Origin of the sequence: Halosimplex marinum (assembly GCF_051414075.1) — an archaeon.
Taxonomy (GTDB): domain Archaea; phylum Halobacteriota; class Halobacteria; order Halobacteriales; family Haloarculaceae; genus Halosimplex; species Halosimplex marinum.
The window spans coordinates 425839-447968 of record NZ_JBLKNY010000004.1 but is presented as its reverse complement, the minus strand read 5'-3'; the positions used below and the strand labels follow the sequence as shown (position 1 = coordinate 447968).

Sequence of the window (22130 nt, the reverse complement as noted above, 5' to 3'; positions counted from 1 at the left end):
CAGTATGAGCTACCACGCAGACTCGGGACGGCACGGCTGGCTCGACCTCGCGGCGGTCGTCGCCCTGGTCGTCGCCTTCGACGCCGCCGTCGTCCTGCCGGTCGACTTCGCCCCGCTCCGCGTCGCGCTCGGCCTGCCCGTGCTCCTGCTGGCGCCCGGCTACGCCCTCGCGGTCGCGCTCTACCCGCGCGGCGGTCGGACCGACCCCGAACGGCTGCGGGCGGCCGACTCTCACGGCGGAGGCCGGTCCGTCGACCCGCTCGGTTCGGCCGCGCGCCTCGGGCTCTCGGTCGTCCTCAGCGTCGTGACAGTCGCCGGGGTCGCCCTCGCCGTCAACGCGAGCCCGTGGCCGATCCGGACGGTCCCGATGCTCGCCGGCCTGACCGCCGCGACGCTACTCGCGGTCGCGGCCGCCGCCGTCCGCCGCCGGCGCGTGCCTGCCCCGCTGCGCTACGGCCCCTCGCTCCCGTCGCGGTCGGTCGCCCGCGCGTTCCGCCCGCGGCTCTCGGCGACGTTCGTGCTCGGCCTGCTGCTCGTCGCCACCGCCGTCGGCGCGACGGCCGTCCTCGCCACGACCGACACGGACCGGGCCGGCACCGACGAGGAGTTCACCGAGTTCCTCGCGCTGACCGCCAACGGGACCGGCGAGTACGTCACCGCCAACTACACCGACGCCGTCGAGACCGACCGCCCGCTGTACGTCCGGGTCGTCAACGGCGAGGGGTCGCGGACCGACTACACGGTCGTCTTCGTCCGCGAGACGGTCACCGCCGAGGGCAATCAGACGACCGTCCGCGACGCGACCGAGCGCGCCCGTCGCCAGGTGACCCTCCGCGACGGCGCCCGGACGCTCGTCGAGTTCGACCCGCGACCGCCCGACAACGGGTCGGCCGTCCGACTGCGGGCGTACCTCTACCGCGGCGACGCGCCCGACCGCCCCGCGGCCGCGTCGGCCTACCGGACGATGCAGATCTGGTACGTCGACGACCCGATAGCGACCGCCCGCAACGCCACCGCCGGCAACGCGACTGCCGGGACCGTCACTGCCGGTGCCACCGCCGGCAACACGACTGCCGGTAACGCGACCGCTGGCAACGCGACCGCTGGCAACACGACTGCCGGTAACGCCACCGCCGGTAACGCGACTGCCGGGAACGTCACTGCCGGTAACGCGACCGCTGGTAACGCCACCGCCGGCAACGCGACTGCCGGCAACGCCACGGTCGCGCTCGCCGACGGCTGACGGACCCCTCACCCGGTCCCGGTCCGTCTCGACCGCCACGCGACCGTCCCCGCTGGCGCCACGCGGCCGTCCCGCCGACGCTTCGCCCTCCCGCTCCGCCGACTTCGCCGGGTCGGCCCGCTGGCGCTCTCCCAGTTCCGCCGGCCGCCGCCGCTCAGTCCCCGGCGGCGTCCGCCGGGTCGACGACCTCGCCGGTCGCCGGCGAGACGCCCACGCGGTCGCAGCGATCCGCGAGCGGGCAGGCCTCGGGGTCGTCGAGACAGGCGGGCTCCCGCGCCGAGCAGTACTCCCGGCCGAACTGGATCATCGCGGTGTGGCCGAAGCCGCACTTCTCCCCGGGAACCGCCCGTTCGAGCGCCTCGCGGACGCCCTCGTGGTCGGCGTCGGCGGGCGCCAGCCCCATCCGCCGGGCGATCCGGTGGACGTGCGTGTCGACGGGAAAGACGCCGCCGCGGCCGCCCGAGAAGAGGAGGACGCAGTCGGCGGTCTTCGGGCCGACGCCGTTCATATCGAGTAGCGTCTCGCGGACCTCGCCCGGGTCGCCCGTCTTGACGAACTCGTCGAAGCCGTCGGCGCCGCCGTACTCCTCGCGGACCCGCTCGGCCAGCGCGACGATGCGCTCCGACTTCTGGTTGTACAGCCCCGCCGAGGAGATGGTCTCGGCGAGAGTCTGCTGGTCCGCTTCCGCGAGCGACTCCGCGAGGTCGCCGCCCGCCGAGTCGTCGCCCGCCTCGCCGTCCGGTCCGTACCGATCCATCAGCGCGTCGTGGGCGGGCTGGCTCGCCACGTCGGAGGTGTTCTGACTCAGGATCGTGCGGACGAGACACTCGAAGCCGTCCCGGCCGCCGTAGGCCTTCTGCCAGTACATCTCCCCGAGGCGGTCGACGACGGCCTCCGCCCGGGTCTCGGCGTCGCCGGGGTCGAAGGCCGCGGCCTCGCCGCCGCCGGCCGCGCCGCCGCTGATGTTCTCCGCGGGTTCCGGGTCCCCGTCTCCGTCGGCCGCTCCGTCGCTCATGAGGGAAAGTCGGGGCCGGACCCCCATAACCGTCCCGCGTCCCGCGTTCGGGTCGGCCCGCTCAGGCCGGGTCGACCCGCAACCGGAGCGTCGCCGTTGCCCCGTCGGCCAGCGCCGCCACGAGGTCCCGGTCCACGTCGGCGGCCGCGCCCGACGCGTCCACCGCGACGGTCCGGTCGTCGACGTAGTCGCTCGTCCGGATGACGTGGCTGCGCTCGTTCTCGAAGGACAGGTCGGGGTGGCCGCGGCCGGTCACCTCGTGGCTGTGGCCCGCGGCCTCGATAGTCGCCGTGATCGTCGCCTCGTGTGACCGGCAGGCGTCGACGAACGCCTCGTCGAAGTCCGCGGGGACGCGGTCGGCCTCGACGGCGAGGATGCAGTCGCCGGCCGGCGTGAGGTAGTCGTCGCTGGTGAACTCCAGCGTGCTGGCGTGCTCGGCGCTGACGTTCTCGTGGCCGCGGGCGCGGACGACCTCCGTGAAGGCGTCGTCGGCGTCGCTCGAGGGATCGGCGGCGGTGTCGTCGCTCATACCCGAGGGTTCGGACGAGGTCACTTCAGGGAGTCGGACTCGACCGGCCGGAGTCACTCGCTCGGGGCGGCGACGGTGACCGTGACGTGTCCGCACGCGCACTCGTATGCGCGGCGCTCGCCGCCCTCGGTCCGGAAGACGAGCATACAGTCGCCGTCGGTGAGCTTCCGCGAGCAGTTCGCCGCCTCGCACCGGCAGGCTATCTCGCTCAACATACCCCGAGGTTGGACCCGGTGACATATCAACCCGAGCCGTACCCTGAGTGAAAGTATAATCGCCGGACATCGACGGGGTACCCGCTCCCGTACCGCGGTCCTCGAAGCGGAAGTGGTCGCCCGGCCGGGACGGGCGAGCGAGCGCCCGCCGGGTGGGCGCTGCGGCGGGGCGGAAGGGGAAGCGGTGGCGGGCGTCAGACGCCGAAGGGGAACGATAAATCCGGGGGAGGCGGGCCGCAGGCTCCGAAAGCGCTCTATACTTAACTCGAACTGCGCGCCACCTCGGGGTGACCGACAGCTATGGATCGAGACTTCACGTACGACATCTACGAGCGGTTGCTCGACGCGGTCGTCGCCAACGACTACCGGACGCTGACCGTCCGGGAGTACGTCGACAGCGAGACGCTCCCCGAGCGGTTCCTCGTCATGCGCCACGACATCGACCGGAAGCCGGAGAACGCGCTCGACCTGGCCCGGCTCGAAGCCGAGGCGGGCGTCTCCGCGAGCTACTACTTCAGGGCTATCGACAAGACCTTCGAGCCGGAGCTGATGCGGAAGGTCTCCAAGCTGGGCCACGAGGTCGGGTACCACTACGAGGACGTCGACGCGGTGGAGGGGGACATCGACGCCGCCCGCGAGTCGTTCGCCGAGAACCTGCGGGCGTTCCGCGACCACGTCGACGTCGACACGGTGTCGATGCACGGGAATCCGCTGACGCCGTACGACAACCGGGACCTCTGGGAGGACGCGGCGTTCGACGAGTACGACCTCGCCGGCGAGGTGTACCTCTCGGTCGACTTCACGGAGGTCGTGTACTTCTCGGACACGAACCGGACCTGGTACGACGAGAAGACGATGGTCAACGACTGGCCCGTCGGGCCGTCGGCGAAACCGGAGCAGGTCGAGTCGACCGAGGACCTGATCGACCTCGTCGAGAGCCGGCGACACCCGCGGCTGTACCTGCTCGTCCACCCGAACCGGTGGGCGGATTCGTACCCGGAGTGGGTCGGCGAGGTCGCCAAGGACGCGGCCACGAACGTCGGCAAGTACGGCCTCTGGTTGATCCGCTCGGGCGGGGACGGCCAGGCGGAGGGCGGCAACTACGGGAAGGCCTGATACGGATTACGAGACATTCCGGGATCGACCGCACGACTGCGTGCGGTCGACCCGGGAAACGCTTGCAAGAATCCGTATGAGACGGTCCGCGCGCCCGCGGGGGTGTCCCGCCGGTCGGCCGTCGGGGCCGCGGACCCGACGGAAGTCGACCGGGAGCGGTCAGTCCCGGATGCGAGGTTCGCGAACCCGCGGGAGGATCGTGAGCCCGCGGGGGGATCGTGGACCGGCGCGGGTGCGCTGTCGGGGCGCGACGTAACTGATATACCACCGGGGGACGCGGACGTTGGTATGCCGAGTGAGTGGAGCGGTGCGGCGGTCGACCCCGGCGGCGGCAAGCCGGCGCCCGGGGAGTGGCGGTCGGTCGAGGTCCCGGGCCGCCCGGCCGCGTTCGCCGGCGAGGACCGGGTCGCCTACCGGACCGTCTTCGACGACCCGCGCGACCCCGACGACGACCTCGCGCTGCTGGAACTGCGGGGCTGTTACGCCGCCGCCGAGGTCTGGCTCAACGACGAGCTGGTCGCCGAGCCCGACGCCGTCTTCGAGCCCGTGCGGGTGCCCTTCGAGCCCGAGGCGGAGAACGAACTCGTCGTCGAGTGCCGGGCGCCCGAGGATCGGTTCGGCGGGATCCACGACACCGACCGGGTCCCCGCCGACCGGTCGGTTCCGGGGATCTGGTGGGGCGTCGACGTGACGGCCCACCCCGACCCGTTCGTCGTCGACGTGGACCTGCGGCCGCGCGCGACCGACGAGGGGGCGGCCATCGACGCCGCCGTCGAGGTGTACGCCGGCGAGCCGTTCGACGACCGGCTGACGCTCACCACCAAGCCCGCCGGCGACCGCAGGGGTCGCGGGATGATGGACCGTGCGAGCGTCTCGGCGGCAGCCGGCGAGCGGGCGGTCGTCGAGAAGTCCATCGAGATCCGGGACCCGTCGCTGTGGTGGCCCCGCGGGATGGGGCGCCAGCACCGCTACGAGGTGCGCGCGAAGCTCGGCGACGCCGCGCGGACGAGCACGACCGGGATCGCGACCGTCAAGGGGACCGAGGCGGGCGGCCTGCGCGTCAACGGCGAGGACGTGCCCGTCCGCGGGGTCGCGCTGGCGGACGCGGCGGTCGCCGACGCCGAGCGGGCCGTCGAGGTGAACGCGAACCTCGTGCGGGCGCACGCTCACGCGCTGCCCGAGGCGGTGTACGACGCCTGCGACGAGGCGGGCCTGCTCGTCTGGCAGGACCTGCCGCTGACCGGCCCCGGCGTGTTCGACATCGCGCGCGGGAAGGACCTGGCCGAGCGGCTGGTCGGCACCTACGCCCACCACCCGAGCCTCGCGGCGGTCGGCGTCCACGACGGGCCGACCGACACCTTCGCCGAGCGGGTCGGATCCGGACTGGTCGACCGGTTGCGCTTCCGCTACCGGGTGTGGCGGGCCGACTACGACCGCGGCGCCGCCGAGGAAGTCGCCGGGGCCGTCCCCGACGGCGTCGCGGTGTACCCCGTCGTCGGCGAGCCCGGCACGGACCCCGACGCGGCGGCGCTGTACCCGGGCTGGGACTACGGCGGTGTCGACGACCTGGAGTGGGTCCGCGAGCGCTACGACCTCGACGGCGCCGTCGGCGAGTTCGGTGCGGAGTCGCTCCCCGAGGGCGTCGACCCGACCGAGGCGGACGAGGCGAGCGGGCCCGACCTCGCGGGGTTCGACCGGGCGAAACACGACGCGGTCGTGGGGAGCGACGACCCCGAGGCCTCCCAGGCCTACCAGGCCGAACTGGTCAGGGGGATCACCGAGCGGCTGCGGACCGACGGCGCGCCGGTCGTCGTCGCGAACGCGCTCCGGGACGCCGGCGACGCCGGGATGGGCGTCTACGCCCGCGACGGCACCCCGAAGGAGGCGGCCGACAGCCTCGCGGCGGCGTTCGAGCCGGTCCAGGCGTTCCTCGTGGGCGCCTCCCCCGGCGAGTGCGAGGTCGTCGTCGCCAACGACGCCCCCGAGGCTATCTCCGGAACCGTGCGCTGGGAGGCCGGCGACGACTCCGGCGAACTGGAGGCGACCGTCGACGCGGGCGCGCGGGCGGCCGTCGGCACCGTCTCCGTCCCGGAGTCGGCCTCATCGGTCGACCTCTCACTCCGGGTCGGCGACGCCGGCGTCGAGAACACCTATCGTTTATAGGTCGTTCCTACCGTGTGGTAAGCCCTGACGTGCCGTTCTCGGGCGCGTCGGGGTGTGAAACAGCCACATAGGCCACCGGAATATTTAAACAGGGGGAGGCGCAATATCCGGGTACCAGAACGTCTCCGGCGTTCCGGCTGTATCGCATTCGACCACGACCAGCATGACAGGACACTCTTGTTGTCGGCGTCAGCCACTCCGTAGCGGTGAGCCTGTCACGCGCCGGAGCGGGTATGGCATAGAGGTTCAATTATGGCAGACTCGATAGACGAATCCAAGAACGTATCGGTGACAGACGACGATCTCGAGAACAAGTCCAAGGGCGAGCTCATCAAGCTCGCGGGACAGCTCCGGGATCGACGGAACGAACTCAACCAGATGGCCTCCGAGCGGGCCTCCGAGCGCGACGACCTGAACGCGAAGACCCGCGAGAAGGTCGACGAGGCCCAGGAGCACCGCGAGAAGCGCGACGAGCTCAACCAGCAGGTCCAGGAACACAAGGAGAAGCGCAACGAGCTCAACGCCGAGGCCAACGAGCTGTTCGACGAGGTCGAAGAGCAGCGGGACGAGCTCGAGCTCGACGAGGGCAAGGACATCGAACAGCTCGAAGAGGAGATCGAGGACCTGGAGTTCAAACAGCAGACCGAGGTCCTCTCGGCCGAGGACGAGCGCGAGCTCATCGAGAAGATCGAGGAGAAGCGCGAGAAGCTCGCCGAGAAGAAGGAGAAGCTCAACCAGGGCGGCGACCTCGAGGAGATCAAGGAGGAAGCCGAGGAGATCCGCTCTGAGGCCTCCAAGCACCACCAGAAGGTCACCGAACTCGCGGACGAGGCCCAGGAGCACCACAACCAGATGATCGAGGCCTACCGCGAGGCCGACGACATCCGCGACGAGGCCGACGAGATGCACGAGAAGTTCGTGGAGGCCCAGGAGGCCGCCGACCAGCACCACGAGGACTTCGTGCGCGTCCAGAAGCGCCTGCGCGAGCTCGACAAGAAGGAAGAGGAAGAGGAGCGCGAGGCCCGCCAGGAGAAGGAGGAGGCCGCCCGCGAGGAGGCCGAGGAGATCTACCAGAAGTTCAAGGAAGGCGAGACCCTCGACACCGAGGACCTGATGAAGCTCCAGAAGACGGGGCTGCTGTAACTGCGACCGGCTCTTCTGCGATTTTCGACGCCGCGTAGCCGCCGCTTCGGCCGAACGGCGGAGCCGTCGCTCCAGCCGGACGGCGCAGCCGCCGTTCCGGTCGGCCGCGTGACCGCAAGGCAAGTATGACCGCGTAACCGCCGGTGAGGTCTGACCGCGTGGCCGCCGCTCGGGTCGGACCGCCGTCCCCGCCAGCGGTCGCCGGCGGACCGCTCGCGCGTCCCGCGACTTTTTGCCGACGGGCCGCGAGACCCACCACATGGTTCGAGGGGCGGACGGCGACGCCGGCGGCGAGCGGACGCGGCGGTCCCTGCTCCGGTGGAGTCTCGCGGTCGGTGCAGGCGCGCTGAGCGGCTGTTCCCTCTTCGGAGCGGCCGGCGACGAGCCGACCGTCTCGCCCATGCCGGTCGACGGAGGGGCCACGGACACCGCAACCGACCCCGTATCGCCGGCGCCGCGGACGCCGCGTGACGGGGTCGACCGGACCCCGGAGCGTGGGACCGAGACCGGGACGCGGACGGCGACGCCCCCGCCGGAGGGGTGGCCGGTGGCCCAGGGCGACGACGCGCGGACGGGGTGGCGGCCCGAGGGGACGGGCCCCATCGTCGAGGCTACGGTGTCCGCCGAGCCCGCGTGGTCGGTCGCCCTCGGCGGCGCGGTCCGGGGGTCGGTCGCGGTGGCCGACGGGGTCGCCTACGCCGGGAGCGAAGCGGGGGCGGTGACCGCGCTGTCCGCGGCGGGGCCCGGCGCGGCGGGGGCCGGTGCCCCGCGGACGGTGACGAGGGCGGCCGAGTCGGCCGGGGCGGCCGCGACCCGGTGGACCCACGACGCGGGGGACGCGGTGCGCGCGACGCCGACGGTCGCGGGCGGCGTCGTCTACTGCGGCGACGAGCAGGGAACGCTGACAGCGCTGGACGCGGCCGACGGGAGCGAGCGGTGGTCGTTTTCGGTCGCGGGGGACCGAGCGGGGCCGACGGCGGTGCGGAGCGGCCCGGCCGTCGCGGACGACACCGCCTATTTCGGCGCGACGGACGGGCGGGTCTACGCCGTCGACACCGCCGACGGGGCCGAGCGCTGGCGGTTCGACGCGGGGGGGTTCCTCGGCGTCGTCACGCCGGTCGCGCTCGCCGACGGCCGGGTGTTCGCCGGGAGTTACGCCGGGCGCCTCTGTGCCGTCGACGCCGGAACCGGACGCGAGGAGTGGACCTATGCCGGGCCGGGGAGGACCCGGACGTGGTCCGGTCCCACGGTCGCTGATGGCGTCGTCTACGCGGGCGCCAGCCCCGGCGGTGTCGCGGCCGTCGACGCGCTCGCCGGGATCGAGCGCTGGGTCCGGGAGACGGACGGAACGGTCTTCTCCTCGCCGGCCGTCGCGGACGGGACGCTCTTCGTCGGCACCGACGCCGGGTCGGTGCTCGCGCTCGATGCGGCCGACGGGAGCGAGCGGTGGCGCCACGAGGCCGGCGCCCCCGTGAAGTCCTCGCCGGCCGTCGTCGGCGGTCGCGTCTACGTCGGGACCGACGCCGGGTCGGTGCTCGCGCTCGACGCCGAGACCGGGGACGTGCGCTGGCGGTTCGAAGCCGAGGGCGCAGTCCAGAGCGACCCCGCCGTCGTCGACGGACGCGTCTTCGTCGGGGACGCGGCGGGAACCGTCTACGCGCTGGGTGATCCGGGCGAATGAGCAAGAGTGCGACCGGGAACCGCCGGCTCCCGCTCAGGCCGTCTCCGGGATCGGGTCGGCGAGGACGACGGCCTCCCCGTCGACGACCGTCTCGTCGTCGCCGTCGGTGACTGTCGTCGTGAGACGGTATCGGTCTTCGCCGACCTCCTCGACCACCTCGCAGGCGGCGGTGACCCGGTCGCCGATGTCGACCGGACCCAAGTAGCTGACCTCCTGGGAGAGGTAGACGACGAGGCCCGGGAGTCGGGCGAGCGCGGCGCTGACGACGCCGGCGACGAGCGTGCCGTGGACGATCCGCCGGCCGAAGCGAGTGCCGCGGGCGTACTCGTCGTCGAGGTGCAGGCGGTTCGTGTCGCCGCTGGCGTCGGCGAACGCCTCGACCTCCGCCTCGTCGAGCGGCTTCGAGAACCGCACCACGTCGCCCACCTCGATGCTGTCGGGGTGGCCGACGTACTCGAACGACCAGTCGGCCTTCTCGTAGGCGGTGTCGGCGCGCTCGGTCTCGCGGACACGGTCGCCGTCGCCCCCCGTTTCCGGCGCGGCCCGGCGGACGTGCGGGAGGTACTGCGAGCACAGCGCCGTCGTGACCACGCCGATGAGTTCCCCGCCGTCGACCACCGGCAGGACTCCGATCCCGTGAGCGCGGAGGCGCTCGGCGGCGTCGACGACCGACTCGTCGGGCGCGGCGGTGTGGACCGGACTCGACAGCACGTCTGCGGCCGTCAGCCCTTGCGGATCCCGCTCGTCGGCGACCAGCGCGACAACGTCCGACTCGGTAACGATGCCGACGACTTCGCCGGCGTCGACGACCACGACCGCCTCGACGCCGGGCTCGTCGAGCCGCCGCGCGACCGCCAGCGCGGACTCGTCGGTCGGCGCCGTCTCCGCCTCCTCCATCAGTTCCGTGACCGCGGGCGGGCGAAGCATCGTGTCGCCCGTTCGACCGGATCCCTCTTGAGAATGTGGGCGCTACGAGGCCGACGGCCAGTGGTTGATAGTTTCCGTGGCGGTGCGGTTGCGGCGCGGTTGCGGTGGCAGTGCGGTCGGCGCGTGCTGTCGAGCGTGCCCGCCTCTGGGCGGGCCGCTCGAAACAGTCGCGCGAGGGATGAGCACCGCACGCCGTAGGCGCGCGGAGCGCAATCGGTTGGGGAGGCTCGTGGCCGTCTGCGGTGCCGTGCGGGGCGGTTGCGGTACCGTGCGGGGCGGTTGCGGTGCTGTTGCGGTCGCAGTCCTGGTGGACTGAAAGGGCGAGGCGCGCTCGCGTCCAGTTCAGTCGTCTGAGCGGGCCACTATCCGCGCGGTGCGAGGCGCCGTGCGCCTCGAAGCGAACGGCTGTGCCGTGAGCGGGCGGTGCGGAGAGCGCGGATATCCCGCTCAGCGACCGCGAGCGCACCGAGGGCTTTCAGTGCCTGCTGTCGAGAGCGATCACGGTCACTCCTAGCGAGCGCGCCGAGGGCTTTCACCGCACACCGTCGAGTCCGGTCAAGCCGACCCCGCCAGTCAAGCCGATGGAGTCCTAACGGCGACCGATGAGCCGGCTGCCGCGGATCGAACCGCCGCCACGGATCGTCGACGCGTCGCTGCTCGCGGCGGTGGTCCTGCTGCTCGCGACGGGCGCGGTGAGTCTCGTCTCCGGTCGGCCCGCGGGCGCCTGGGTGTTCGACGTACACGCGGTGGCGGGGCTGACGACGGTGGTCCTGCTGGGCTGGAAACTCCGGCGGGTGCGCCGCCGGCTCCGCCCGGGCGCCCTCGACGCGACGCGGCTGCTGTCGGCGCTTCTGGGCGTCGCCGCGACGGCGGCGCTGGCGACCGGCGTCTGGTGGGTGTTCGGCGGGCGACTCGACCTGGGTCCGTGGGGGCTGTTGAACCTCCACATCGGACTGGGACTGCTCGTCCCCCTCCTGTTGCTCGTCCACCTCCGCCAGCGGTTCGCGCTGCCGACGCGGGAGTCCGTTTCCGACCGGCGCAACGCCCTGCGGTACGCCGCGCTGGTCGGGTCGGGCGCCGTCGCGTGGCAGGCCCAGGAGGTCGCCAACCGCGTCTTCGACACCGCCGGGGCCGAGCGTCGGTTCACCGGCTCGCGCGAGCGGGGCAGCGACGACGGCAACGGCTTCCCCGTCACCTCGTGGGTCGCCGACGACCCCGACCCCGTCGACCGCGGGGCGTGGTCGCTGACCGTCGACGGTCGGGTGAGCGAGTCGCTGGAACTGTCCGACGACGACGTGACCGGCGGGGAGGACCCGAGGTCGACGGTCGACCCCACGGAGCGGCGCGCCCTCCTCGATTGCACGAGCGGCTGGTACTCCGAGCACGACTGGCGGGGGATCCGCGTCGGCGACCTCCTCGACGCCGCCGACCCCGAGGAGGGAGCGACCTGGGTGCAGTTCCGCTCGGTGACGGGTTACCGCTGGAGCCTCCCGCTCTCGGAGGCCGAAGACGCGCTGCTGGCGACCCACGTCGACGGCGAGCGACTCAGCCACGGCCACGGCGCGCCGCTACGGCTGGTCGCGCCCGGGCGCCGCGGCTTCCAGTGGGTCAAGTGGGTCGAGTCGGTCCGCGTGACCCGCCGGCGCGAACTCGGCGAGTGGATCGCCGTCTTCGTCAGCTGGTACGACGGCTGATCGCCGTCGGCGAAGGCGAGAGAACGGACGAGTCAGAGCAGCGTCGCGAGGGTCCGGAAGTCGGGGGCCGACAGGTCCGCGGCGGTCGCGTCGACGTGGACCGTCTCGAAGCCGTGTTCGCGGGCGCCGTCGATGTCCGGCTCGCGGTCGTCGCCGACCATCACGTACCGCTCGGCGTCGACCCGTGCCTTCGCCGCCTCGTAGATGTCGCGGTCGGGCTTGGTCGCCTCGACTTCCGGGTCGTGGGAGGCGACGCGGGCGTCGAAGTGCTCCAGCAGGCCGATCTCGGCGACCTTCCCGAACTGCACGTCGGGGATGCCGTTGGTCAGAATTCCGAGCGTGTGGCGGTCGGCGAGGGCCTCGACGGCGGACTCGACGCCCGGGACGGGTTCGACCGCGTCAAACTCCGCGACGACGAGCGCCTCGGCCAGGTCTCGGGGTTCGGCGTCGACCTCGTGGTCGTCGCACACGTCCGCGAACGCGCGGCGGTAGGGATCGTCGGCGAACGCGCCGAAGTGGTGGAAGAACCGCTCGTCGTAGCCGTCGAGCCACGCGTCACGGGATTCGCCCGCGGCCCGCTCGAAGGCGTCGGCGAGCACGTCCGCGTAGTCGCCGCGCCAGCGGACGAGCGTCCCGTCCACGTCGAAGAAGACCGCCGCCATCGGTGCTACTCCCCGGTATCGACCGGTCTGCCGTCCTCGGTGGGCGGGGCGACGTGGTCGATGTACGACTCGGCGTCCGGTTCGTTCACGCGAACGCGGACGTGGATGTCGCCGAGCTCGCTCGGGTCGCCGACGGCGAAGTTGACGACGCCCTCGAAGGCCGCCTGCTTCTTCAGGTCGAACGAGAAGGTGTCGCCCCGTAGGTTCTCGAAGAAGACCCCCCGAGCGGTGTCGAGGATCTCCTGGCGGTGCAGCGACTCCGAGAGGTGTTCCAGGTCGTGGACCGTCCCGACGAGTTCGCCGTGCTGGTGGTCGAGTTCCGCGCCGGGGAAGAGGTTCGTGACCGCGTCGGCGACCCTGTCGGTGACCTCGGTGTCGTTGACCGGCGCGGTGATCTGTACGTCGACGGAGTAGACGGTGCTCATGGCTGTGTCTCCCGTGTGGTCATTCGTCGGTGTCGGCCTCGTCCGTGTCGCCCTCGTTCGCGTCGTCCGCTACGGCCCCGGGACCGTCGGCGAGCAGGCGCTCGACGGCGGCCTGGAACTCCGCGAGGCTCCCGTCGTTCTCGACGGTCACGTCGGCCATCGCCATCGCCTCGCCCATCCCGAAGCCGAGTTCGCGCTCGTCGCGCTCTTCGAGGGACTCGCCGCCCTCCTCCGCGGAGGCGTCGCGGCCGCGCAGGTCGAGGCGCTCGGCGCGCAGTTGGGCGGGCGCGTGGACCTCGACGAGCGTGAACTCCTCGCCGAACGCTTCGACGAAGCGCTCGACCTCAACGTCCGAGCGGATACCGTCGACGACGACGGTGTCCGCGTCTTCGAGGTGGTCCTCGATGAGCGGGAGCGACTCCCGGGCGATGGCGTCGGGGCCGTTCTCCTCGCGGAGGGTCCGCGCCATCTCGCCGTGGTGAGTGGCGGGGTCGAGCCCGCGGTCGCGGCAGGCCTGACGGATCACGTCGCCCATCGTGACGACTGGGACGCCCGCCTCCCGCGCGACCGCCGCAGCCTCGCTCTTCCCGCTACCGGGCAGCCCGACGATCCCGATGACTGTCATCGCCGGATGTACTGGAACGGCCCGCATAAGGACTGCGTTGTCCGTCCCGCGCTCACCGCCTCGCCACGACCCCCGCGTTTAAACGGTCGAGCGTACTCGGCCGAAGGACGATACCGCTGGAGCACCTATCTCCGCTCGATGGCAACCCACGACGCCGCCGACGGAACCGGAGGGACGGACGCCGAAACGCTCCGGCAGTCCACGGCCGGCGACCGGCCGCCCGGTCCCGACGGCGTTCCGGTGGTCGGCAACACCGTCCAGTTCCTCCGGGACCCGCTCGCGTTCTACGCGCGCTGCGCCGCCTACGAGGACGACGTGGTCACCTATCGCGTCGCCACGAGCGACGGCGTCATGCTCAAACATCCCGCCGACATCGAGCGGGTGCTCGTCACCGACGACGCCGACTACCGCCGCGCCTCGATCATCCGCGACTCGCTCGGACAGGTCGCCGACGGCGGCCTCTTCCTGATGGAGGGCGAGGCCTGGCAGGCCCACCGCAGTGCCCTCCAGCCCTCCTTCTACCGCGACCGCGTCGAGTCCTACGCCGACATGATGGCCCGCTTCGCCGACGAGCGCGCCGACGCCTGGGCCGACCGCGACTCCGAGGCCGGCCCGCTGGCCGTCAGCGAGGAGATGCGGACGCTCACCCTCGAGATCCTCGCGAAGACGTTGCTCGACGTGGACATCCGCGGCCGGGAGTCGGCCATCCGCGACGCCGCCGCGGCCATCTCCGACCGGTTCGACGCCGGCTCGCTCTCCGCGCTGCTCCCGCTGTGGGTCCCCACGCCCGCCAACCGCCGCTGCCGGCGAGCCGTCGCCCAGTTCGACGACGCTATCTCCGACATCGTCGCCGCCCGCCGCGCCAGCGACGACGAGTTCGACGACCTCCTCTCCATCCTGCTGTCCATCGACCCCGACGACGGAACCGGCGAGCCCGCCGACGGGAGCGGGCTCTCCGAGCAACAGATCCGCGACCACCTCTTTACCTTCCTGTTCGCCGGCCACGAGACCACCGCGCTCACGCTCTCGTACGCCATCACCCTGCTCGCGAACGACCCCGAGCGGCAGGCCCGCCTGCACGAGGAACTCGATTCGGTGCTGGGCGACGGGAGCGAGGGCAGCGCCGCCGACGCCGAGCGGCCCGGGGCCGCGGATCTGTTCGAACTGGACTACCTCGACCGGGTCGTCGACGAGGCGCTGCGGCTCTACCCGCCGGCCTACACGGTCTTCCGCGAGCCCACGCGCGACGTGGAACTCGGCGGGTACCGGATCCCGGAAGGGTCGACCATCTCGATGCCCCAGTGGGTCGTCCACCGCGACGACCGGTGGTATGACGATCCCGACGCCTTCCGCCCGGAGCGGTGGACCGACGCGTTCCGCGAGTCCCTGCCGGAGTACGCCTACTACCCCTTCGGCGGCGGCCCGCGCCACTGCATCGGGATGCGCTTCGCGCTCATGGAGGCCAAGCTCGTGCTCGCGACGCTCGCCGGCCGGTTCGCGTTCGAGTCGGTCACCGAGCCGCCGCTCGACCTCTCGATGCAGATCACTCTCCAGCCCCAGGAGCCGCTCGAAGTGACTCTCCGCGAGCGGTAGCCCGGGACCGAGTGTCGCGTCGAAACGGGGCGGGATACCCCGAGAGAGACGCGCCACGGGACATCCGTCTGCCGTGGCGCGCGCTGTCGCGCGCTTTCATGCGCGCGACGTAGCCGCGCGAGGGATGAGCACCGCACGCCTGCGGCGTGCGGAGCGCAATCGGCTGGGGAGGGTCGTGGCCGTCTGCGGTGCTGTGCGGTTGCGGTGTGGTTGCTGGTGCAGTGCTGTCCTGGTGGACTGAAAGGGCGAGGCGCGCTCGCGCTCGTGTAGTCGTCTGAGCGGGCACTATCCGCGCGAGCGGTGCGGAGAGCGCGGATATCCCGCCTCAGCGACCGCGAGCGGGCCGAGGGCTTTCATCGCTTGCTAGCGAGCGCGGTCGAGTCGGATCAGAGCGGGCGCGCCGAGGGCTTTCATCGCTTGCTATCGAGCGCGGTCGAGTCGGATCAGAGCAAGCGCGCCGAGGGCTTTCATCGCTCACCGTCGAGTGCAGTAATCACAACTGAGACAGGAGAACACGGTGAGACTGGACCTCGAAGTCCGGATCGACCGCCTCGAAAAGTGTTTGAGGCGTCGGTGACAAGTCGGGGTATGCTCCGGTACGTGGGGTTGCTGTTGCTGGTGCCGCTACTGGATTCGCTGTTTCTCGTCTTCGTGGCGACCCAGATCGGCGCCCCGCTGACGATCCTCCTCGTCGTGTTGACCGCCCTCCTCGGCCTGCTGCTCGTCCGCGCGGAGAGTCGCCACACCATCCGCAAGATACAACAGAAACTCGCCGCCGGCGAACTCCCGACGAACGAACTGCTCGACGGCGCGTTCCTGCTGGTCGCCGGCGCGCTGACGCTCACGCCCGGGCTCGTGACGGACGCCATCGGCATCCTGCTGCTCGTCCCGTTCACCCGGGCTCCGGTCCGCTGGGTCGTCCGCGAGAAGATCCTCGTCCCCTACATGGACAAGAAGAGCGGCGGGTTCGCCACCGGCAACGTCTACATCGGCGGCTTCCCGTTCGGCGGCGAGGGCGGCCCCAACGTCGGCGGCCAGGGTCCCAACGCCGGCGGGCAGGGTCCCGGCCCCGCCGGCCCCTCCGACGGCGACGCCTACGACCTCGACGAGGAGGCCTACGACATCGACTTCGAAGACGACGACTCCGACGACCGCCGCGGCTTCGACTAACCGACCACCGGCGCGGCTTCGACCGAGCGGTCGGCACCACCCACAGCGCGACACCGGGCCTGTGGAACGGTACCACAGAACCGCCACACGGCGCGGCTGTCGATGCCGAAGGGTAACTGTTAAAGTCCCCCATCGGGAACGTATGGATGCGCCGAGCACGGGCCAATAGCTCAGTTAGGTTGAGCGCTCGGCTGATAACCGGGAGGTCCGCGGTTCAAATCCGCGTTGGCCCACTCAGTTTCTACACGCTCGTCAGCCGACGGGGAGCGACCGATCCGCGTCCCCTTCCGAACCAGAACTGCCGTCGACAGAGACGGTCAGACGCCCGAACCGTCGGCCGTGTAGAGGATCGACGAGGTCCCGTTCTGGGGCGAGCGATACACCAGCAACAGCTCGTAGTCGCGGTCGACGGGGACGTTGATCGAGTCCTCGGTGACGATCCGGCTCTCCTCGCCGGAGGTGCGGTCGGCGGGCCAGAACCCGGTCCCGTTGAGGTGGAGCCGCACTGTCCGTCCGTTCTCGTAGAACTCGTCCTGCACGTCCAGCGAGTCCGACGACTGCCGGTTCCCGTGGGCGGTGTCGGAGGCGTTGAACCCCGACCCGCGGACGTACAGCGTGTCGGCCGCGACGGCGTCGCCGCCCTGGTGGGCGATCGTCGCGTAGCCCGACTCCTCGTGGTCGGGGGCCGGCGTGAATCGGTCTTCGAAGGTCGTCGTCGGTGTGTCCGGCCCGGTCTGGTTCCCGTACCCGAGGACGAACGACGCCATGACGGCCGCGAGGAGCACCGTGATCGCGATCACCAGGATGACGCCGACGACCGGCGACACCGCGTCGTCGTCCAGGAGTAACCCGTTGATGTTCACTGTCCACCAGCACCCACGTAGTTGCGCAGTGTTACCCGCACGCCCCCAGGTTACCCACATAAGTTCACCCCGTCGTTTCCGCGTTCCTCGCCGTTCAAGCCGACGTGTCCGCCGTTCAGGCGGGGGTTGGAACGGCGCGACAGCGGGGACGGAATCTCCGACCGCGAGAGCCGTCGCTACCCGGTGGCGATAAAGCGGAAAGAAGTGACGCGGATTAGGCGTCGGGGCCTTCGTCGCTGTTCAGCGTCGAGGACGTGTCGCCTTCCTGCGCCTGGTAGACGACGTCGATCTCGTAGTTGCTCTCGACGGCAACGACGATACGGTTACCGGACGTGATCTCGGACTCAGGCCCGTAATTGGGGTTCGGTCCGTCATCTGCGGTCCGGGCCCACGAGCCCGCGGAGTCGCGGTCTACCTCGTAACTGACACCACCAGCACTCTCGTTGTAGTCGTCGTTAAAACCGGAGCCGCGGATGTACAGTTCGCTGGCCCGGATGGTGTCTCCCCCGTCGTGTGAGATGGTCAGATTTCCAGCCGGTCCATCGTCCAAGTCACTGTCCTGTTCGTAGTCGAAGCCGATGGTTGCAGTCGGTGCGCCCTGCTGTGCCTGATTCCCGAGACCGAGGACGAACGACGCGATGACGGCCGCGAGGATCACCGTGATCGCGACCATCAGGATGACGCCGATGACCGGCGACACCGCGTCGTCGTCGTCGAAGAGTTGCTTGATGTCCATGTGTGTTCACCGCATCTCTGTGGCGCGCTGACACGCACACCCCTGCGAGATGCTATCCGAGTAGTTTCCGCTTACCCACATAAACCCGGGACTGCGTTTTCCCGAAATCGCCGATTCAACCCGGGGTTTCGCCGTTCAAGGCCCCGTTGAACGGCAGTAATCCGATCTGATAACGCCCGTGAAACTGCCGAACACCCCTGTCAGAACCGAAATGACGTTAATATTTACTCCAAAACATAAATTAGTGACTGTTTTCGTTCCGATCGGGCCGGATGGGGACACGAACCGATGGTCGTCCGCCGGCCGACGGATCGGCGCGGGCGCGGGTAGCACGAGACTACTTCCGCCGGTGAGCGTCCGCTCGCGTCCGCTAACACGTGTGTTAGCGGTCGACACATATTTGTAGTGGAAGGCGGTACCTGGCCCCATGGCTCGAACACGTCGTGCAGTCCTGGCGATGGGTGCGGCAAGTCTCACGGCACTGGCAGGGTGCGGAAACGGTGGCTCGAGCGGTGGCGGCGGTGGTGGTGGCGGTGGCGGCGGCGGTGGCGGCGGCGGCGGTGGCGGCGGTGGCGGCGGCAACTCCGGGCCGTTTCCGAACCACACCGACGTGACCGAGATCGTCGAGGAGATCGACGAGACCATCGAGATCCCCGCGGGGGAGCACAAGGCGTATCAGTTCTCGTTCCCGAACGGCGGCGCGCTCAAATACGAGTTCACCGTCACGAGCGGCCCGGCGATCGACGTGTTGATGATCCGCGACGGGGAGTTCAGCTACTTCGAGCAGGGCTACCAGGTCAACTACAACTCCGCGCACACGATCCAGGAGAACATGGAGGGGTCCTCGTCGGCCGACATCAGCGAGGGGACGTACTACCTGACCTTCGACAACTCCGAGATGGGGCGTGCCAAGCCGCCGACGCCCGAACCGACGCCGACCGCGACGCCGACCGCGACCCCGGAGCCGACGGACGCGACGAGCGGGAACGCGACCGCGGCGGACTCGACGGCGACGGACTCGATGGAGACCGAAACGATGAGCGGCGACTCGGAGTCGACCGACTCCGGGGGCGGTGCGAGCGGCGCGACCGCGACGGTGGAGCTGTCGATCACGGCTGCCGAGTAACTCGACCGAGACCGGCGGTCGGGCACGGGCGGTGCCCCGCACAGCCCAAATACTCAAAACACTTGACTCCCGAGTGTAAACCGACAACCCATGCCCACAGTCGAAGTATCACTCCCGGAGGACGTATTCACGAAGCTCGAACGCATGACCGAGGAGGAGTTCGTCAGCCGCGAGGCCGCGGTCGAGGAACTGCTCTCGATGGGACTGGACGCCTACACCCGCGACACCGGCGAGGAGGTCGCCGAGACCGACATGGCCGACGAGTTCGCCGACGACATGTGGGACACCGCCGAGGACCCCGGGATGCGCGAGGAGGACGACGACTTCTCGTTCTGAGCGGTGTCGACCGCTCCGGCCAACCCTGTTGGGCCTCGCCTGCCGAGCAGGTGAACTGGAAGCCGGTGCCGTCGCGCGGATCGACCCCGATCGGCGTCCCGTCTTCGAAACCTTCAATTATCCCTGCCGTCAACGCGTAGATGCGGCAGGTGAGCACGCGAGGGTTGGTGGTCTAGGTTGGTTATGACACCTCCTTGACATGGAGGAGGCCGGCGGTTCAAATCCGCCCCAACCCACTTCTACTGAAGCACGTTCGTGAGCGACGCGTCCGTCGAGCGAGGCGTCACTCGAAGGCAGCGTCGGGGTCGCGGTCGCGGAGCATCGCCAGGACCGCGTCGGCGAACCCTTCCGAGTCGGCGGCTTCGACGACCCGAGTGTCCGCAGGCTCGCCCGTCACGCCCTCGAAATCGACGCTCGTGTACCCCCGGGTGAGGCCCTCGCGGTCGTCCACGGCCACGGGGTACGATTCGACGCGCTCGCGGAGTTCGGGATAGGCCAGCAGCGCCGCGGTCAGGCCGTCGGGCTGGGTGATCCCGTCGAGGCCGCCGGCTTCGCCCCGCTCGCGGACGACCGTGGTCACTTCGCGGAAAAAGTCGGCCAGGTCGGTGTCCATCGCGTCGATCTCGTCGAGGATGTCGGGCCCGAGCGCGGTCCGCAGGCACAGCCCCCAGTCGACGAGCGTCACGTCGAAGGCGTCGACGACCCGCTTCGCCGCGTCGGGGTCGGCCCAGACGTTGAACTCGGCGGCGGGCGTGACGTTCCCCCGGCACTCGACTGCGCCCCCCATGACCCACACCTCGTCGATCAGTTCCGGGAGCGACTCCTCGCGGGCGTGCGCGAGCGCGAGGTTCGTCAGGGGGCCGATACAGAGCAGGGTGACCTCGCCCGGCGACTCGCGACAGCGGGCGACGATCTCGTCGGGCGCGAACCCCTCGGCGGAGTCGATGCCCGTCTCGGGGAACAGGTCGCCGCCGAGGCCGCCCTCGCCGTGGATCTCGGTGGCGTGTTCGTGGGATTTGACCAGCGGCGAGCGGGCGCCCTCGTAGACGGGGATATCGCTCGCGTCGACGAGCGAGAGGGTGTACTTCGCGTTCTCGACCTGCCGGTCGAAGGCGACGTTGCCGGCCACGACCGTGACGGCCTCGACGGACAGCCGGTCGGTCAGGACCGAAAGCGCCAGCGCCTGGGTGTCGTCGCCGGCCGTGTCCGTGTCGACGATGACGCGTCGCATACCCCGATATCGGGAGCCGGACGTAAGCCCCTGGGGGTCGCCAGCGGAGGGGGCCCGGTACTGACTGCGAGGAGCGATGTGAGCGTCCGATGCTCTCGCCACATTCGAGTCGACCGCACTCGGCCCGACTGCACTCAACTCGACCGCACTCGACGGTGTGCGGTGAAAGCCCTCGACGCGCTCGCGGTCGCTGTCTCTGAAAATCGAAGATTTTCAGGATGACGAGAGAGCTTCGCTCTCTCGGACCAAGGCGGGATATCCGCGCTCTCGGCACCGCCCGCTCACGGCACAGCCGTTCGCTTCGAGGCGCACGGCGCCTCGCACCGCGCGGATAGTGCCCGCTCAGACGACTACACGAGCGCGAGCGCGCCTCGCCCTTTCAGTCCACCAGGAACAGCACCGCAACCGCTCCGCACGGCACCGCAGACGACCACGACCCACCCCAGCCGATTGCGCTCCGCACGCCGCAGGCGTGCGGTGCTCATCCCTCGCGCGGTTCCCGTCGCGCGCACGAGAGCGCGCGACAGCGCGCGCCGACCGCACCGCCCGCTTCGATTCCACATCCAGCGCGACGGGAAGCGTAGTCGGAGCCGGTCGTCGGTCCGACCCGAGGGATGTATGACGGTGGGTGGTCAATACCGGGTCGAGAACCGATGGCAGACGAGACAGACCCGACGGTGCCGGTGGTGTGCCCGGAGTGCGAGACGGAGACCGCGGTCCCGATCGACGACGTGGCCGACGCGGTCGAGCGACACAACGAGGGGGTCCACGACGGCGAGGACGTGGCGCAGGTCGACCCGGAACTTGCCGAACGGGTCCAGGATCTGGTGGCCGAGGACCTGGGGCTGCTGGGCGACCCCGCGGACGACTGATCTCCGTCGATCCGGAAATACAGTATACCGGCGCTAATTCGCCGCTAATTCGGCTTAATCGGAGTTGACCGAGTCGCCGTTTCTTGACCGTAAGGGTCCTCCGGTGGGACAGACGCCTCCGGCGTCTCTGAGCCCACCATGTCACGCACACACGACCGCACGACGGTGCCGGCGCGACCGGCGCGCCGGCGCACGGACCGAACCGGAGAGCCGGCGGCCGTCAGCCGGGAGGTGACCGCGACGTGACCCGCGAACTCGGCCGCTGTCGCCACTGCGGGCGAGTGGTCCCCGCCGCGACGGTCTGTCGGGCCTGCGGCTACGACGCCGACACCGAGCGCAACCGGCGCGCCCGGTTCGCGTGGGGACTGGTCGGCGTCCTCCTGGCGCTGACAGTCGTCGGCGCGCCGGTCGGGCTGGTCTGCCTCCTGAAAGCCGCCGGTCACCACCGCGCGATGACCGGCCGGGTCGTCGCCGACGCCACCCGACCGCCGCTCGCACTCGCAACGGTTGAGGGGGTCCGTCGGCGGGTGCGCGGGCCGGACGGTGGGAACGGGGGTGGCGCCTAACGTGCCGATGCGCTGTCGCAACTGCGGCGCCCGCGGCCCGGTCATCGGCCGGGACCGCGAGTGGACGCCGCTGAACGACGCCGCCGCCCCGCGCCGCCTCTACGAGTGTCACCACTGCGGCCACCGACAGCGCCGGCGCGACGCTCGCCACTGAAGGCCCGAAAACCGGCCGGTCAAACCGCCGATCTGTCCACCCTCG

At 70.7% G+C, this 22130-nt stretch carries 23 protein-coding genes and 2 tRNA genes; 15 read left to right on the top strand and 10 right to left on the bottom strand.

The window, feature by feature from the left end:
- Positions 1–4: 4 nt before the first annotated feature.
- Positions 5–1243, top strand: coding sequence for a DUF8471 domain-containing protein (locus ACMGFI_RS10340; protein ID WP_436909427.1), 1239 nt, complete (start codon positions 5–7; stop codon positions 1241–1243).
- A gap of 154 nt (positions 1244–1397) precedes the next feature.
- Here ACMGFI_RS10340 and ACMGFI_RS10335 read toward each other — a convergent pair whose 3' ends face one another.
- The 3 genes from ACMGFI_RS10335 to ACMGFI_RS10325 form a co-directional block, all read right to left on the bottom strand.
- Entirely contained in the window at positions 1398–2258 is an 861-nt protein-coding gene (locus ACMGFI_RS10335) for an endonuclease III domain-containing protein (protein WP_436909426.1), read from the bottom strand.
- 61 nt (positions 2259–2319) lie between these two features.
- On the bottom strand, positions 2320–2787 hold the full coding sequence (locus ACMGFI_RS10330) for a DUF371 domain-containing protein (RefSeq protein ID WP_436909425.1): 468 nt from the start codon (positions 2785–2787) through the stop codon (positions 2320–2322).
- A gap of 53 nt (positions 2788–2840) precedes the next feature.
- Positions 2841–3002: a hypothetical protein gene (locus tag ACMGFI_RS10325; protein ID WP_179917728.1), complete on the bottom strand. Its 162-nt coding sequence runs from the start codon at positions 3000–3002 to the stop codon at positions 2841–2843.
- 300 nt (positions 3003–3302) lie between these two features.
- Here ACMGFI_RS10325 and ACMGFI_RS10320 point away from each other — a divergent pair, with 300 nt between their 5' ends.
- From ACMGFI_RS10320 to ACMGFI_RS10305, 4 genes are all read left to right on the top strand, one after another.
- The gene (locus ACMGFI_RS10320; RefSeq protein ID WP_436909424.1) at positions 3303–4118 is read left to right on the top strand and encodes a polysaccharide deacetylase family protein; all 816 of its coding nucleotides are present in this window, start codon (positions 3303–3305) and stop codon (positions 4116–4118) included.
- A gap of 288 nt (positions 4119–4406) precedes the next feature.
- Positions 4407–6281: a glycoside hydrolase family 2 protein gene (locus ACMGFI_RS10315; RefSeq protein WP_436909423.1), complete on the top strand. Its 1875-nt coding sequence runs from the start codon at positions 4407–4409 to the stop codon at positions 6279–6281.
- Between the two features lie 252 nt (positions 6282–6533).
- On the top strand, positions 6534–7424 hold the full coding sequence (locus ACMGFI_RS10310; protein WP_436909421.1) for a coiled-coil protein: 891 nt from the start codon (positions 6534–6536) through the stop codon (positions 7422–7424).
- Between the two features lie 259 nt (positions 7425–7683).
- Entirely contained in the window at positions 7684–9105 is a 1422-nt protein-coding gene (locus tag ACMGFI_RS10305) for an outer membrane protein assembly factor BamB family protein (protein ID WP_436909420.1), read from the top strand.
- 33 nt (positions 9106–9138) lie between these two features.
- Here ACMGFI_RS10305 and ACMGFI_RS10300 read toward each other — a convergent pair whose 3' ends face one another.
- Positions 9139–10032, bottom strand: coding sequence for a MaoC/PaaZ C-terminal domain-containing protein (locus ACMGFI_RS10300; protein WP_436909419.1), 894 nt, complete (start codon positions 10030–10032; stop codon positions 9139–9141).
- A 602-nt stretch (positions 10033–10634) separates the two neighbouring features.
- On the opposite strand from ACMGFI_RS10300, the gene ACMGFI_RS10295 reads away from it, so the two are divergent.
- A complete protein-coding gene (locus ACMGFI_RS10295) occupies positions 10635–11726 on the top strand; it encodes a molybdopterin-dependent oxidoreductase (protein WP_436909418.1) in 1092 nt (363 codons plus the stop codon).
- Between the two features lie 32 nt (positions 11727–11758).
- On the opposite strand, the gene ACMGFI_RS10290 is transcribed toward ACMGFI_RS10295, so the two are convergent.
- The 3 genes from ACMGFI_RS10290 to ACMGFI_RS10280 are packed head-to-tail and all read right to left on the bottom strand — an operon-like array spanning position 11759 to position 13438.
- Positions 11759–12388 carry an HAD family hydrolase gene (locus tag ACMGFI_RS10290; RefSeq protein ID WP_436909417.1) on the bottom strand — a complete coding sequence of 210 codons (630 nt, stop codon included), beginning with the start codon at positions 12386–12388 and terminating at the stop codon, positions 11759–11761.
- Between the two features lie 5 nt (positions 12389–12393).
- Positions 12394–12813, bottom strand: a complete 420-nt coding sequence (locus tag ACMGFI_RS10285; protein WP_436909415.1) for an RNA-binding domain-containing protein — start codon at positions 12811–12813, stop codon at positions 12394–12396.
- A gap of 19 nt (positions 12814–12832) precedes the next feature.
- Positions 12833–13438, bottom strand: a complete 606-nt coding sequence (locus ACMGFI_RS10280) for an AAA family ATPase (RefSeq protein ID WP_436909414.1) — start codon at positions 13436–13438, stop codon at positions 12833–12835.
- Positions 13439–13576: 138 nt separating this feature from the next.
- Here ACMGFI_RS10280 and ACMGFI_RS10275 point away from each other — a divergent pair, with 138 nt between their 5' ends.
- The 3 genes from ACMGFI_RS10275 to ACMGFI_RS10265 all read left to right on the top strand — a co-directional run bounded on the left by ACMGFI_RS10275 (position 13577) and on the right by ACMGFI_RS10265 (position 16434).
- Positions 13577–15031, top strand: coding sequence for a cytochrome P450 (locus ACMGFI_RS10275; protein ID WP_436909412.1), 1455 nt, complete (start codon positions 13577–13579; stop codon positions 15029–15031).
- 588 nt (positions 15032–15619) lie between these two features.
- Positions 15620–16201, top strand: a complete 582-nt coding sequence (locus ACMGFI_RS10270) for an FxsA family protein (RefSeq protein WP_436909411.1) — start codon at positions 15620–15622, stop codon at positions 16199–16201.
- A gap of 159 nt (positions 16202–16360) precedes the next feature.
- A tRNA-Ile gene (locus ACMGFI_RS10265) sits at positions 16361–16434 on the top strand.
- A gap of 84 nt (positions 16435–16518) precedes the next feature.
- Here ACMGFI_RS10265 and ACMGFI_RS10260 read toward each other — a convergent pair.
- A complete protein-coding gene (locus ACMGFI_RS10260) occupies positions 16519–17064 on the bottom strand; it encodes a type IV pilin domain-containing protein (RefSeq protein ID WP_436909410.1) in 546 nt (181 codons plus the stop codon).
- 214 nt (positions 17065–17278) lie between these two features.
- Complete coding sequence (locus tag ACMGFI_RS10255; RefSeq protein ID WP_436909409.1) at positions 17279–17800, bottom strand: type IV pilin domain-containing protein; 522 nt, start codon at positions 17798–17800, stop codon at positions 17279–17281.
- A 427-nt stretch (positions 17801–18227) separates the two neighbouring features.
- On the opposite strand from ACMGFI_RS10255, the gene ACMGFI_RS10250 reads away from it, so the two are divergent.
- From ACMGFI_RS10250 to ACMGFI_RS10240, 3 genes are all read left to right on the top strand, one after another.
- Positions 18228–18926 carry a hypothetical protein gene (locus ACMGFI_RS10250; protein WP_436909408.1) on the top strand — a complete coding sequence of 233 codons (699 nt, stop codon included), beginning with the start codon at positions 18228–18230 and terminating at the stop codon, positions 18924–18926.
- Between the two features lie 90 nt (positions 18927–19016).
- A complete protein-coding gene (locus tag ACMGFI_RS10245) occupies positions 19017–19262 on the top strand; it encodes a DUF7120 family protein (RefSeq protein WP_006885692.1) in 246 nt (81 codons plus the stop codon).
- A 161-nt stretch (positions 19263–19423) separates the two neighbouring features.
- A tRNA-Val gene (locus tag ACMGFI_RS10240) sits at positions 19424–19498 on the top strand.
- 47 nt (positions 19499–19545) lie between these two features.
- Here the strand turns inward: ACMGFI_RS10240 and ACMGFI_RS10235 are convergent.
- The gene (locus ACMGFI_RS10235) at positions 19546–20493 is read right to left on the bottom strand and encodes a nucleoside hydrolase (RefSeq protein ID WP_436909407.1); all 948 of its coding nucleotides are present in this window, start codon (positions 20491–20493) and stop codon (positions 19546–19548) included.
- A 653-nt stretch (positions 20494–21146) separates the two neighbouring features.
- On the opposite strand from ACMGFI_RS10235, the gene ACMGFI_RS10230 reads away from it, so the two are divergent.
- The 3 genes from ACMGFI_RS10230 to ACMGFI_RS10220 all read left to right on the top strand — a co-directional run bounded on the left by ACMGFI_RS10230 (position 21147) and on the right by ACMGFI_RS10220 (position 22085).
- Entirely contained in the window at positions 21147–21365 is a 219-nt protein-coding gene (locus tag ACMGFI_RS10230) for a DUF8149 family protein (protein ID WP_436909406.1), read from the top strand.
- Between the two features lie 242 nt (positions 21366–21607).
- Complete coding sequence (locus tag ACMGFI_RS10225; RefSeq protein ID WP_436909405.1) at positions 21608–21931, top strand: hypothetical protein; 324 nt, start codon at positions 21608–21610, stop codon at positions 21929–21931.
- Position 21932: 1 nt separating this feature from the next.
- Positions 21933–22085 (top strand): hypothetical protein, encoded by a 153-nt coding sequence (locus tag ACMGFI_RS10220; RefSeq protein ID WP_436909404.1) that lies wholly within the window; start codon positions 21933–21935, stop codon positions 22083–22085.
- The last annotated feature ends 45 nt before the right edge of the window (positions 22086–22130 follow it).